Below are 11,999 nucleotides of genomic sequence, written 5' to 3'. Positions count from 1 at the left end.
ATGTGTGGGATCGGCGCTTTTTAAGCGGTTCGCAGCCAAGTGTATCTATGCGATCCCCAGGCTGCCCATCGCTCTAAAACGTCCGTTTACTGACTCGCGCCTGCTCCGGGCCTGCCCTTTTGTTTATCCATTTGGGGCTTGCCCCCAGCAGGCCCGCCCTTCTGGGGCTTACCCTTTTCAAACACCCCCGCGCCGGGCTTCTCGGTCTGCGGCTTCTTCATCTGCGGCTTGCCCTTTTCGGGCATTCCCTTCACTGCCCCATCCGTGACGCCCTTGCCCCTGCCGGGCGCACCTTCCTTGCCAAGCCCCAAAGCCGACGGGTGCACGCCGGTCTCGCCCGCGATCTCTCCCCAGCCCTTGCCCGAGGCGCGCATGGCCCTGATCTGGGACTCCGGCAGGCCGGACTGCTCCGACAGGGCGCGGACTCGCGCATCCTCCACGGCCGTCTCGCGGCGCTTGAGCACCTCTTTCTGCTGGGTGGCGTCGCCACCTTGCCCCACGACCTTGTCCACCTCCTCGCGCGCCTGCTCCACCTCTTCGAGGAGATCGTCGATGCTTTCGGGCAGGCCTATTCCCCCATTTTCCGACTGGACAAAATTCTGTGCATCCGCCCCTGCGGCAACCAGACACAACCCCAATGCCAGGACCAACGTCCAAACCGTTCGCATCGTCCACCTCCTCGCGACGCACAACACCGTTCACGCATAAAAGAGTCACACATTTTCATCTTGCGCTTTGCCCGTTTCCCTGTCAATCAAGCCACAACGCCAACAGGCGACACGCCATGACATGGCGGGTTTTTTATGAAGATGTGCATACTCGGCATTGACACCAAGTCCCGAGTAATGCCAAGATTGATTAAATGGTTAGGACGCCTTCGGCCCGTTCAGGAAGGCCGAGTCCTCATGGCGGGAGGGGCCAGTGGAACAAACGAACATCATGATTGTTGAGGACGAGGCCATCACGGCCTTGTACCTCGAAAAGGAACTCTCGGGCATGGGCCTGAACGTCTGCTGCGTGGCGGACACGGGAGCCAAGGCCATCGAGTTCGCCACCAAGCATGCCGTGGACGTCATCCTCATGGACGTGCGCCTCAAGGACAACATCGACGGCGTGCGCGCCGCCGAGGTCATCAACCAGGGCATCCCGGTCATCTACCACACGGCCTTTGCCGACGAAGAGACCCTGACCCGCGCCTCCAGAACGAAACCCGTGGCCATCCTCGAAAAACCCGCCTCGATCCATCTCATCCGCGAGACCATCGCCAAGGCTCTGGCGCGCGGTAAATAGCCTCCTGCCTTTTACCCGCATCTCCGCTCTCCGTGACGAAAGCAGCACGTCTGCTCGTAGCCCCGCCGAGCCTGGGAGTCGGCCGTCCGCTCCGGATGCCCGCCCTCCAGGCTTTTCCAACTCCGCCCATTCTCGTCCATAAAGCGTCTTGCCCTGCGCATCCGCCTGTGCTAGCAGCTTTTTCAACCGATTGGGGTGCGCCGCATGGTGCGGCGCTGAGATCATACCCATCGAACCTGACGCGGTTCGCACCGCCGTAGGGAATTCGGGACGCCTTGCACTGCCGTCCGGGCCTTTGCGCCCGACCGCCGGTCCTCCCAGTTCCCGCCTCGGACCGGCGCTCTTCAGATGACCCACGAGTCCATCAGAAGCGCCTTCCGGGCGGTTTTTCCCGCGTCGCAAGGAGGCTTTCATGCTTGACGAAACCCTTGTGACCAAAGCCATCGCCACCCGTTTCTTCGAGAAATTCCTCGACTGCGTGGAACTCGACGTGGCCATCGTGGGCGCTGGCCCATCCGGCCTGACCTGCGCCTGGAAACTCGCCGAGCAGGGCTTCAAGGTCGCCATGTTCGAGCGCAAGCTGTCGCTGGGCGGCGGCATTTGGGGCGGCGGCATGACCTGGAACGAGATCGTGGTCCAGGAAGCGAGCCGTCATGTGCTCGACGAGGCTGGCGTGCCGCTGCGCGAGTTCGCCCCGGACCATTACACCGCCGACGCCGTGGCCGTGACCGTGACCCTGGCCTCCAAGGCCTGCCTGGCCGGAGCGCGCATCTTCAACTGCATGAGTGTCGAGGACGTGTGCCTGCGTGGCGAGGGCGACGACGTCCGCGTCACCGGCATCGTCATCAACTCCTCGCCCGTGGAGATCGCCGGGTTGCACGTGGACCCCGTGGCCATGTCCTGTAAGGTGCTCGTGGAGGCCACGGGACACGACATGGAAGTGCTGCGCACCCTGACCCGCAAGAACGGCGTGCGCCTGAACACGCCCACGGGCCAGATCATGGGCGAGCGCTCCATGTGGGCCGAGGTGGCCGAGCAGACCACGCCCCTGAACACGCGCGAGGTCTTCCCCGGCGTCTGGGTGGCGGGCATGGCGGCCAACGCCTGCTACGGCGGCTACCGCATGGGCCCGGTCTTCGGCGGCATGCTGCTCTCCGGAGAAAAGGCCGCCCGCGACATCGCCGCCCGCCTGCGGGGCGAATAACGGCACTGGCCGGGAGCGGAAGCGAGCAAAAAAGGCCGCGTCCGCTCCCGGCTCTTGGCAAGCGCGCGGCGCCCGTGTAGAAAATGGGCATGAAAATCGAAGTCCGCTGTTTCGCAACGCTCGGCAAGTTCACGCCCGCAGACGGCCTGCTCGATCTGCCAGAAGGGGCCGCCGTGGCCGCCGCCATGGCCGCGCTCGGCGTGCCGCCCGAAGAGGTCAAGATCATCTTCGTCAACGGCAAGGCCGTGCCCCCCGAGACCGCGCTCGCCGACGGCGACCGCCTGGGCCTGTTCCCGGCCGTGGGCGGCGGTTAGCCCCGCGCCCAGCGGGGAAGACACGGCCATGGACGCCGAACTCACAGCGCTCATCGAGAGGAGTGCGCGGCCCCAAAAGCTGCCCGGCCTGGGCGAACGGCTCGTCGCGGACGAGGCGACGCTCGCCCGCGTCTCGCGCGAGACCGGGGCCGAGCCGTGGACCGTGTACGACGCGGCCCTTGAACGCGGCGTGGTCCCGGCCCGCTATCTGCGCAATCTCGGCGCGTTCGGCATCGAGGGGCAGCTTCGCCTGCACCGGGCCACGGCGGCCATGGTGGGCCTTGGCGGGCTTGGCGGGCTTGCGCTCGAATCGCTCGCGCGCCTCGGCGTGGGCAATATCCGGGGCGCGGACGGCGACCATTTCGAGGACAGCAACCTGAACCGCCAACTTCTTTGCGAAAAGGACGACATCGGACTGCAAAAGACCGAGGCCGCGGCGCGCCGCGTGGCACGGGTCAACCCGGCGGTGCGTTTTGCGGGGCGGAAGGAGTTTCTTGCGGCCGATGCTCTGGCCGCGTTCGTCTCGGGCGCGGACGTGGCCCTGGACTGCCTGGGCGGGCTGGCCCACCGCGCCCAGTTGGAGGACGCCTGCCGCGTGGTCGAGACGCCGCTCGTCACGGCGGCCGTGGCCGGATGGTCGGGCTACGTGGCCGTGGTGGTGCCGGGGCGGCCCGGCCCGGCCTGCCTGATGGGCCAGGGCGAGTCGGCCGAGGAGACGCTCGGCACGCAGCCTCCGGCCATCTACGCGGCGTCCGCGATCATGGCCGGAGAGGCCGTGCGCCTGCTCCTGGGCGAGAAAAGCGCCCTTTACGGCCGCATGCTCTGCTTCGACCTCGCCCGCCAGACCTGGGACACCGTGGACTACTGCTGAGACGCGGGAGCAGGGCCGCGCACGGGAAACTCTACCACCACACGAGTTCCTCCTCCCTCGTCCTCGCCCCGGTCCTCGATCCTGAATCCACCCCGAAGCTGCAAGGCCAGCGACTCCACAAGCTGCATGCCCAGGCTGGCCGAAGAGGCCGCCTTGTCTGACATGCCCCGGCCGTTGTCTTCCACCGCGATGCGAAAGACCCCGTTCTCCACGCTGGTCGAAAAACGGACCAGACCGGCTCGGCCGATCGCCGCCGAAAAGGCGTGCTTGAAGCTGTTGGTCACCAGTTCGTTGACCAACAGGCCGCACGGCACGGCCTGATCCACATCGAGCGGGTGGTCGGCCAGGTCGTAAAGCATGTGGATGTTGCGCTCTGGCTGGGAATAGGCGGCGGAGATGGACTCGGCCAGGGCGCGAAGGTAGGTGGCGCTGTCGATGTGCGCGATGTCGCCGGAACGGTAGAGATTTTCGTGCACCAGGGCCATGGCCCGGATGCGCTGCCTGCTCTTGCGGATGGATTCGGCCATTCCCGGGTCGCCGCTCTCGCTGCTTTGCAACGAAAGCAGGCTGGAGACGACCTGCAGATTGTTCTTCACCCGGTGATGGATCTCCCGCAGCAGCACGTCCTTTTCCGCAAGCGAACGTGAGAGCCGCCCCTCGGTCTCCTTCTGGCGCGAGATGTCCATGAAGCTTTCGAGCAGGAACTCACGCCCCCGCATCCGGACCCTGGTGACGGTCTTGAGGATGGGGATTTCCCGCCCGTCGTCGGCTTTGAGCGTCCGTTCGGCCCTGTCCACGGGCTGGCCGTGATCCAAAATGGGACACAGGTCGTCGCCGCCGGGCCTGAAGAAATCGAGGCAATGGCGTCCGACGATCCCGCTTTCGGGCAGCCCCACGAGCTGGGCGGCCGCCGGGTTGGCCAGCACCACGCTGCGATCCGAGGGATCGATGACCATGACCGCGGCCGAGAGCGCGTCAAGGATCGCGCGCAGGGTCTCTTCCTGTTCGGCCAGGGCCTGTTCGGCAGCCCCCCGCTGGGCCATGGTGGCCACGAGCTTGGCGTTTATCCGGGTCAATACTGCGTTGCGATGAATAAAGGCGGCAAGGAGCCCGGTGATCATGAACGCCCCGATGATCGCCGCCGCCTGGATCGTCACCGGCAATCGGGCCTCGTGCGCGGGTGCCTGGACACGCTGAAAAAGCTCGGAGAACTCGGCGGTTGAGGGCGCGCCATGGGCTTGGTCCGGGATGGCCGAAAGCAGCAGCGCGGCGAGGATCAAAAAGGCTGTGAGGAGGCGCGCCTCAAGCATGCAGTGAACGGCACGCGCCGCATGACCGCCGGCTTTTGAAAGGGCCAGACGCCGCCGCGCCAGCGGGTGCGGCGCATGGAGAAGGGGCGTCTGTGAACAGGGGAGAGTCATTTCCTACTCATTACGGCCAATACCTGCCCCTTTGCAAGAAGGCGGCGCAAAAAAAGTCAAACCGACCGCACGAAGTGCACGACAAGCACGGATCACATGCCCGCCCTTGCCTGGGACTTCCCAAAATCAGCCGGTGAAGCTGCTGGCTTCGAGGTTTTCGAGGCGCGAGACGGCCTCCTCGCCCAGCATGCGGCCGGCGAGGTGGAACGGGGTCTGCGGTTCGAGCTCCAGATCGAAGGTGTCCTTGAAATAGTCCTGGAAGAGCTGGCAGGCCTTGGCGTTGGTCGATCCGAAATAAACCACCCGGGTGCGCATGTCCCAGACCACGTCGAAGACCGCCGGGATGGGCAGCATGCGGGCGCGCAGGCGCAGTTCGACCTGCTCCTTGATCTCCTTCTTGCGGGCCTTGGAGACGAACCGCTTCTCGTCGTCCTTGATGGCGGCCTTGTACTCGCGCAGGGCGATCTCCACGTGCTTCTTGAACACGGCGGGCGGCACGCGCCTGGTTTCGAGGCGCAGGAACCAGGCGAAATAATTGCCCTTTTCCGGCGGCGCGGCCTTCCATTCGGTGTCCAGCCAGTCGTCGAAGCAGGACCAGCCGAAGGAGCGCTCGTCCGCGGTGTGGTCGATGTCCCGAAAGGCGAACTTCTTCAGGAGGTCCGGAAGCTCGCGCCAGAGGTTCTCGGGCACGTCACTGGTGGGCAGATAGCGGGTGAAGCTGGCGCTGGCGGAAAGAAAACCCATGCGACTGATCTCCTTGGTGGGTGGCGAAGTCGTTCCCCTATTACTGGGAGCGCAAAAAAAGAGCTTTGCGCTCCCGCGGCTGCGCCGCTTAAGCCCGCCCTTGGCGGGCCGTACTGATAACCCGGCACACGAAAATACTGCATATTTTCTGCGCCGGGTAATACCCCATTTGCGCCGGGGTTGAAAGCCCTATCCGCTCCGCCCACGCCAGGGCAAGCGAACGGACAAGGTCCCCGTTGACGCGCCGCCGACCAGCGACCCGCAAGGATTACAGACGATTGTTCGCGAAAAAAGTCTCTTGTCTTTTTGACGTTCTTGAGGCTAATGACAACTGCCTGCAACATGCGGCCATAGGAGGCGTTATGGGCGACGAGAAGAGGGAACGCCAGTCTCTGGTCGAGGTGGTCTGCCCAGTTTGCAGGCATACCGAGATCATTTCCATTCCCAAGGAAGACATACCCAAGTGCCCTAAATGCGGCAAGCGGATGCTGGTCAAGGAACTGCTCACTGAAGGCAAATCCTACTGACCGCAGCGCGGCGCGGCGGATGAAAACCTAAACGGAAGCATAAGGAGCGCATCATGAAGAATGTGGTCAAGGTCATTGGCTTGATGCTCATCTGCGTGTTCGTCGCGGCCCAGGCCGTGGCCCAGGACATCGACCTGGCCAAGAAGTCCAGGATCGAGAAGATCCTGCAGCGCGGCGAGCTGCGCGTCGGCTTCGAAGCCGGTTACGTGCCCTTCGAGATGACGGACAAGAACGGCAACTTCGTGGGCTTCGACATCGATATGGCCAAAGAGATGGCCAAGGCCATGGGCGTCAAGTTCACGCCCGTGAACACCGCCTGGGACGGCATCATCCCCGCCCTGATGACCGACAAATTCGACATCATCATCTCGGGCATGACCATCACTCAAGAGCGCAACCTGAAGATCAACTTCGCCGACCCCTACATCGTCGTCGGCCAGACCATCCTCCTGAACATGAAGCACAAGGACGCCGTGAAGTCTTACAAGGACCTCAACGACGCCAAGTTCACCGTCACCTCCAAGCTCGGCACCACGGGCGAGCAGGCCGTGCGCCGCATGATCCCCAGGGCCACCTACAAGTCCTTCGAGACCGAGACCGAGGCCTTCCTCGAAGTGCTCAACGGCAAGGCCGACGCCTACGTGTACGACCTGCCCAACTGTGCCTTCCTGTACGACCAGCAGGGCAAGGGCAAGGTCGTCCACCTCGACACCCCCTTCACCTACGAGCCCCTGGCCTGGGCCGTGAACAAGGGCGATCCCGACTTCCTCAACTGGCTGAACCACTTCCTGCGCCAGGTGAAGAACGACGGCCGCTACGAAGTCATGTACAAGAAGTGGATCGAAGGCACCGAGTGGACCAAGGACGTCCAGTAGGGCCGATCGGATAATTCCCAAGGGGAGGGGCTTGGTCGGCCCCTCCCTTTTCCTGCGACGCGAACCCTGGATCAAACACGCAGATGAGTCACGGTCGAAGCGGGCACAGCCTGGCATATCAATGGTTCTGGAAGAGCGCCTTCGTTGTCAGCCTGATCGTGGCTGGCTGGCTGCTCTACTACTCGACCCAGCAGATCGACTATGTCTGGCGCTGGTACCGGGTTCCTCAATACTTCGTCGCCGAACAGGTCGTGGAGACCCGCTCCATGCTCATGGGCGAGGTCGCCTCCATCGTGGCCAAGGGCGACAAAAGCGTGGTCACGGTCGCGGACGGAGAGGAGCGAGAGAGCTACACCGTTCCCACCGAAGGCCTGCGCGTCTCGACCGGCGACACCATCTACGCGGGCGACGTGCTGGGCACCGAGACACACACCAAGCCGGGCATCCTGCTGCAAGGCGCTTGGCTTACGCTCTACATCTCGGCCGTAGCCATCGTCATCGGCATCGTTCTCGGGCTCGTCACGGGTCTTGCCCGGCTTTCCGAGAACCCATTCTTCCGATACTGGGCCATCACCTACATCGAGCTGATTCGCGGCTCTCCTCTCCTGGTCCAGATCTATATCTGGTATTTCGTGCTCGGCACGCTGGTCAACAACCTGCTGCAGCAAAAGGGAATCCCACAGATCCCTACGTTGTGGTTCGGCATCGCCTCCATGGCTGTGTTCACCGGCGCCTATGTGGCCGAGATCGTGCGCGCGGGTATCCAGTCCATCCACCGGGGCCAGCGCGAGGCAGCGAGATCCCTTGGGATGAACGCCTTCCAGTCCATGCGCCACATCGTCCTGCCCCAGGCCCTGCGCCGCATCCTGCCGCCCCTGGCAGGACAGTTCATCAGTCTCATCAAGGACTCCTCGCTCCTTGGCATCATCGCCATCCGCGAACTGACCAAGGCCACGCGCGAGGTCGTCACCGTCAGCCTGCAGCCCTTCGAAATTTTCTTCGTCTGCGCCCTGCTCTACCTCATCCTGACCTTCGGGCTGTCGCTGCTCACCAACTATCTTGAACGGAAGATTGTGCAGTCATGATCCAGGTCCGCAACATCTCGAAGATATTCTACGTACCCCAGAAGCTGCTGGCGCTGAACAACGTCTCGGCCGACATCGCGCGCGGCGAGGTGGTGGTCATCATCGGCCCCTCGGGTTCGGGCAAATCCACCTTCCTGCGCTGTCTCAACCGTCTGGAACACGCGGACCAGGGCCAGATCCTCATCGACGGCGTGGACATCCTCGACCGCAAGACCAACATCAACGCCGCGCGGGCGGAGATGGGCATGGTCTTTCAGTCCTTCAACCTCTTCCCGCACAAGAACGTGCTGCAGAACGTGACCATCGGCCAGACCGTGGTGCGCGGCCGGGGACGGCGGGCCGCCGAGGAGAAGGCCATGGCCCTGCTCACCCGCGTGGGTCTGGCCAACAAGGCCGCCGCCTATCCCGACAACCTCTCGGGCGGACAGCAGCAGCGCGTGGCCATCGCCCGTGCCCTGGCCATGGACCCCAAGGTCATGCTCTTCGACGAGCCCACCTCCGCTCTCGATCCCGAGATGGTCGGCGAGGTTCTCGACGTCATGAAGGGGCTGGCCCGCGACGGCATGACCATGGTCGTGGTCACGCACGAGATGGGGTTCGCGCGCGAGGTGGCGGACCGCGTCCTGTTCATGGACCAGGGCGAGATCCTTGAAGAGGGCACGCCCGAGCACTTCTTCAAGAGCCCCGAGCACGAGCGCACCAAGCTCTTCCTGAGCCAGATCCTGTAGAAGGCCTTTCGCGACGCCATGCGACGCGTTGCCCGAGACGGTTCAGCGCCCTTGGTTCAGCACTTCCAGAGCGCGCGAAAGTTCAAAACGCAGCCGGGACAGGTTCTCCTGCATCGTGGCCGTTTCGCCCGTGGCCGCGGCGTCCTCGATGACCTGGGCAGCGGCCTGCACGGCCACCGCGCCCACGGCCGCAGCCCCTCCCTTGATGGAATGCGCTGTGTCACGGATGGCGTTCGCATCGTCGCCCTGTACGGCCGCCTCGAGCTCCGCGAGACGTGCAGGGGCGTCCGCGCTGAAGACCTCGATCAATTCGCACAGGAACGCCTCGTCCCCACCAAGCCGCTCCAGCGCCTCTCGACGGTCGAGTATCCCCTCCGCATCGTGCCCGCCGCTTCCCTCGTCGGCCGCAAAACGCGCCGTAAAGTGGAAGGTGCTGCCCTGGCCCGGCTCGCCGCCGACGCCGATCTCGCCGCCCATGAGGGTCACGAGCCGCTTGCTGATGGCCAGGCCGAGGCCCGTTCCGCCGTGCCTCCTGGTGATCGAGCCGTCGCCCTGGGTGAAGCGCTCGAAAATCGCCTTTCGCCGCTCGGCTGCTATGCCTGGTCCGGTGTCGCTCACCTCGAAGCGCAAAAATGCATCGCCGTTCAGCGTCGCCGAATCTTTTTCGATATCCACACGGATGGCGACGCTCCCCTGGTCCGTGAACTTGATCGCGTTGCCCACGAGATTGACGAGTATCTGGCGCAGCCGTCCTGAATCCCCCCTGAGCCTTCGCGGCACGGCGTCGTCCATGAGGACGGTCACGCGAAGCCCCTTTCGTTCCGCCTCCGTGGAGAGTGCCTTGACCACGGAGGAGACCAAAAGGTCGAGATTGAAAGGAGCGCTGACCATTTCGAGTCGCCGGGCCTCAATCTTGGAGAGGTCGAGGATGTCGTTGACAATGCGCAAAAGCGTCTTCGCCGAGTCGCGGATGGTCCGCAGATAGTCTTGTTGATCGTCCGTGAGGTTCGTCTCCAGGGCCAGTTCGCTCATGCCGATAACGGCGTTCATGGGCGTGCGCAGTTCGTGACTCATGTTGGCCAGAAATTCGCTCTTTGCCCGGTCCGCCGCCTCCGCGCTGTCGCGAGCGGCGATAAGTTCCTGCTCCATGAGCCTGCGCTCGGTCATGTCGCGGACAATGCCCACCAACACGGTCTCGCCCGTGGTGGGGAGCTTCAAGGCGGCCTTCTTGGTGGACAGATAGCGCACGCTCCCGTCGCGCATGTCGAGCGGCTCCTCCAGCATGGCGGGAGCGCCCGTGGTCAGAACCTCCTCGTCCACCTTCCAGATGCGCTCGGCATGCTCCCTGGGGAAGAGATCGCGGTCAGTACGGCCCAGGAACGCCTCGCGGCTCATGCCCGTGAACTCGCACACGGCGTCGTTGACGAGCACGAAACGATGGTTCGCGTCCTTGACGAAGACCGGATCGGGCAGCGCCCCGAGCACCTGGGAGACGAACTCGATGCTGTCCGCCAGGGCTTGTTCCGCCTCGCACCGGTCGGAGACGTCGAGCAGCGAGACGATGACGCGCGAGAGGGATTCCTCGTGTCCGGCGGCCACCCGGGCCTGAACGGCGGAGACCATGGTCCTGCCGTCCAGGGTGCGGTGCTCGGTTTCGGCCGTGAAGTGCCGCTGGCCCGAGGTCATGACAAGCACGAACTCGGCCAGCGTGCGGTACGTCTGGGCGATGAACAGCCCTCCGAGATCGGAGAGCAGCGCGCCCTTGTCCAAGGCCCCGAAGACACGCACCGAACTCTGGTTCGTATCCATGACCACGATGCTCGCGGCGCAGCGGCGCACGACCTCCGGATGGGCAAGAAAATAGGCGCCAAGATCGCTCACACCGCCCGCGCGCAGTTCATCCACGTAGCGCTTGAGCGCGGAAAGATCGAGCTCCCACAAAGACACGGGGCAATCCTCGAAGAGCGCCCGATAGCGCGCCTCGCTCTCGCGCAAGGCCTCCTGGGCCCGCATTCCGGGCGTCACGTCCAGGACCACGCCGTGTAAAACGTCCACCACGCCTCTCTCTCCGGCCGAGGCGAAAAGCCTCGTCTCGACCCACAAAACCTCGCCTTTTCCGGTCGCGAGACGGTGGAACAGGGTTTCCTCGCCGCCTCCGCGCACCCGATCCAGGGCCGCGCGGAAAGCCTCTCGGTCAAGAAGCGGGATCATATCCGGGAAAGACGCCTCTCCCGAACGGAATTCGGCCAGGGAACGACCGAACCGCTCCACCCCCCTGGTCACATAGAGCACGGGGAGACCCGGCGAGTTCTCCCAGACGAAAGTCACGGCCGGCCCCTTTTCGATGACACCCTCCAGCCGCTGCCGTTCGCTCGTCGCTTCGTCGAGCCGGGACTTGAGCATCGCCCGTTCGCGCAGGGCCGCGGCGAGTTGCTCGTTGCTCTGGGCAAGGTCGCGCGTACGCTGCAGAATCTTGCTTTCGAGGTGGTCGAGGTAGCGTCTGCGCTCATCCAGAAGGCTGGCCTTCTCCATACAGCGGCGCAGGGTCAGGGGTAGTAACTCTTCGAATTCGAGGGTCTTCTCCAGGTAGTCCCAGGCTCCGCGCCGGAACGCCTCTATAGTGTCGCGGCGGTGACCCTCGTCCGTGATGACGACGAGCGGCGTCTCGGGGGAATCCTTGCTCAGCGCGGAAAGGACATCAAGGCCGTCGATGTCCGGCAGCCGCAGGTCCACCACGACCGCCACGGGTCGGCGCGCGAGGAACATCTCGATGCCCAAGGCTCCGCTGCGGGCGGAGACGACGCTGAATTCTCCGTCCAGCACCTCGGCGACGGTCGCGCAGGCATCGACGTCGGCGTCGATGACGAGCAGGCAGGGGAGGGAGTCGCTTTCGGGCATGTCAGGCTCACAACGGAGTTGGCGGCGCGCGCCGCACATTCC

The 11,999-nt window shown here is 64.3% G+C and carries 12 protein-coding genes and 1 riboswitch; of the genes, 8 read left to right on the top strand and 4 right to left on the bottom strand.

Translation table 11 applies throughout. From position 1 onward, the window contains the following. Positions 1-86: 86 nt before the first annotated feature. Entirely contained in the window at positions 87-668 is a 582-nt protein-coding gene (locus DSAT_RS14750) for a hypothetical protein (RefSeq protein WP_020886107.1), read from the bottom strand. A 253-nt stretch (positions 669-921) separates the two neighbouring features. Between DSAT_RS14750 and DSAT_RS02990 the strand changes: the two genes are divergently transcribed. The 4 genes from DSAT_RS02990 to DSAT_RS02975 all read left to right on the top strand — a co-directional run bounded on the left by DSAT_RS02990 (position 922) and on the right by DSAT_RS02975 (position 3,679). Continuing rightward, a complete protein-coding gene (locus DSAT_RS02990; protein WP_020886106.1) occupies positions 922-1,290 on the top strand; it encodes a response regulator in 369 nt (122 codons plus the stop codon). Between the two features lie 181 nt (positions 1,291-1,471). Further along, a riboswitch (TPP riboswitch) is annotated at positions 1,472-1,571 on the top strand. Between the two features lie 131 nt (positions 1,572-1,702). Further along, positions 1,703-2,494 (top strand): sulfide-dependent adenosine diphosphate thiazole synthase, encoded by a 792-nt coding sequence (locus tag DSAT_RS02985; protein ID WP_020886105.1) that lies wholly within the window; start codon positions 1,703-1,705, stop codon positions 2,492-2,494. Positions 2,495-2,583: 89 nt separating this feature from the next. Beyond that, entirely contained in the window at positions 2,584-2,808 is a 225-nt protein-coding gene (locus tag DSAT_RS02980) for a MoaD/ThiS family protein (protein WP_040370674.1), read from the top strand. Positions 2,809-2,836: 28 nt separating this feature from the next. Further along, positions 2,837-3,679, top strand: coding sequence for a HesA/MoeB/ThiF family protein (locus tag DSAT_RS02975; RefSeq protein WP_020886103.1), 843 nt, complete (start codon positions 2,837-2,839; stop codon positions 3,677-3,679). Here the strand turns inward: DSAT_RS02975 and DSAT_RS02970 are convergent. Both DSAT_RS02970 and rdgC read right to left on the bottom strand, forming a co-directional pair. Then, positions 3,670-4,989, bottom strand: a complete 1,320-nt coding sequence (locus DSAT_RS02970; RefSeq protein ID WP_020886102.1) for a sensor histidine kinase — start codon at positions 4,987-4,989, stop codon at positions 3,670-3,672. The genes DSAT_RS02975 and DSAT_RS02970 overlap by 10 nt on opposite strands. 237 nt (positions 4,990-5,226) lie before the next feature. Beyond that, the gene (rdgC, locus tag DSAT_RS02965; protein WP_020886101.1) at positions 5,227-5,844 is read right to left on the bottom strand and encodes a recombination-associated protein RdgC; all 618 of its coding nucleotides are present in this window, start codon (positions 5,842-5,844) and stop codon (positions 5,227-5,229) included. A 362-nt stretch (positions 5,845-6,206) separates the two neighbouring features. On the opposite strand from rdgC, the gene DSAT_RS15610 reads away from it, so the two are divergent. The 4 genes from DSAT_RS15610 to DSAT_RS02950 all read left to right on the top strand — a co-directional run bounded on the left by DSAT_RS15610 (position 6,207) and on the right by DSAT_RS02950 (position 9,059). After that, positions 6,207-6,371: a hypothetical protein gene (locus tag DSAT_RS15610; protein ID WP_020886100.1), complete on the top strand. Its 165-nt coding sequence runs from the start codon at positions 6,207-6,209 to the stop codon at positions 6,369-6,371. 53 nt (positions 6,372-6,424) lie between these two features. Further along, positions 6,425-7,246, top strand: coding sequence for a transporter substrate-binding domain-containing protein (locus tag DSAT_RS02960; RefSeq protein ID WP_020886099.1), 822 nt, complete (start codon positions 6,425-6,427; stop codon positions 7,244-7,246). Positions 7,247-7,329: 83 nt separating this feature from the next. Further along, positions 7,330-8,331 (top strand): amino acid ABC transporter permease, encoded by a 1,002-nt coding sequence (locus tag DSAT_RS02955; RefSeq protein WP_020886098.1) that lies wholly within the window; start codon positions 7,330-7,332, stop codon positions 8,329-8,331. Next, complete coding sequence (locus DSAT_RS02950; protein ID WP_020886097.1) at positions 8,328-9,059, top strand: amino acid ABC transporter ATP-binding protein; 732 nt, start codon at positions 8,328-8,330, stop codon at positions 9,057-9,059. The genes DSAT_RS02955 and DSAT_RS02950 overlap by 4 nt, the downstream gene beginning before the upstream one ends. Before the next feature lie 42 nt (positions 9,060-9,101). Here DSAT_RS02950 and DSAT_RS14745 read toward each other — a convergent pair whose 3' ends face one another. Further along, on the bottom strand, positions 9,102-11,957 hold the full coding sequence (locus DSAT_RS14745; RefSeq protein WP_020886096.1) for an ATP-binding protein: 2,856 nt from the start codon (positions 11,955-11,957) through the stop codon (positions 9,102-9,104). Between the last annotated feature and the right edge of the window lie 42 nt (positions 11,958-11,999).

The organism is Alkalidesulfovibrio alkalitolerans DSM 16529, assembly GCF_000422245.1.
Taxonomy (GTDB): domain Bacteria; phylum Desulfobacterota; class Desulfovibrionia; order Desulfovibrionales; family Desulfovibrionaceae; genus Alkalidesulfovibrio; species Alkalidesulfovibrio alkalitolerans.
This window is presented reverse-complemented; position numbering and strand designations above follow the sequence as displayed.

Coding starts and splice junctions, on each gene's coding strand:
- DSAT_RS02985 (WP_020886105.1), top strand. CDS start 1,703: ATGCTTGACGAAACCCTTGTGACCAAAGCCATCGCCACCCGTTTCTTC.
- DSAT_RS02960 (WP_020886099.1), top strand. CDS start 6,425: ATGAAGAATGTGGTCAAGGTCATTGGCTTGATGCTCATCTGCGTGTTC.
- DSAT_RS02955 (WP_020886098.1), top strand. CDS start 7,330: ATGAGTCACGGTCGAAGCGGGCACAGCCTGGCATATCAATGGTTCTGG.
- DSAT_RS15610 (WP_020886100.1), top strand. CDS start 6,207: ATGGGCGACGAGAAGAGGGAACGCCAGTCTCTGGTCGAGGTGGTCTGC.
- DSAT_RS02975 (WP_020886103.1), top strand. CDS start 2,837: ATGGACGCCGAACTCACAGCGCTCATCGAGAGGAGTGCGCGGCCCCAA.
- DSAT_RS14750 (WP_020886107.1), bottom strand. CDS start 668: ATGCGAACGGTTTGGACGTTGGTCCTGGCATTGGGGTTGTGTCTGGTT.
- DSAT_RS14745 (WP_020886096.1), bottom strand. CDS start 11,957: ATGCCCGAAAGCGACTCCCTCCCCTGCCTGCTCGTCATCGACGCCGAC.
- rdgC (WP_020886101.1), bottom strand. CDS start 5,844: ATGGGTTTTCTTTCCGCCAGCGCCAGCTTCACCCGCTATCTGCCCACC.
- DSAT_RS02980 (WP_040370674.1), top strand. CDS start 2,584: ATGAAAATCGAAGTCCGCTGTTTCGCAACGCTCGGCAAGTTCACGCCC.
- DSAT_RS02970 (WP_020886102.1), bottom strand. CDS start 4,989: ATGCTTGAGGCGCGCCTCCTCACAGCCTTTTTGATCCTCGCCGCGCTG.
- DSAT_RS02950 (WP_020886097.1), top strand. CDS start 8,328: ATGATCCAGGTCCGCAACATCTCGAAGATATTCTACGTACCCCAGAAG.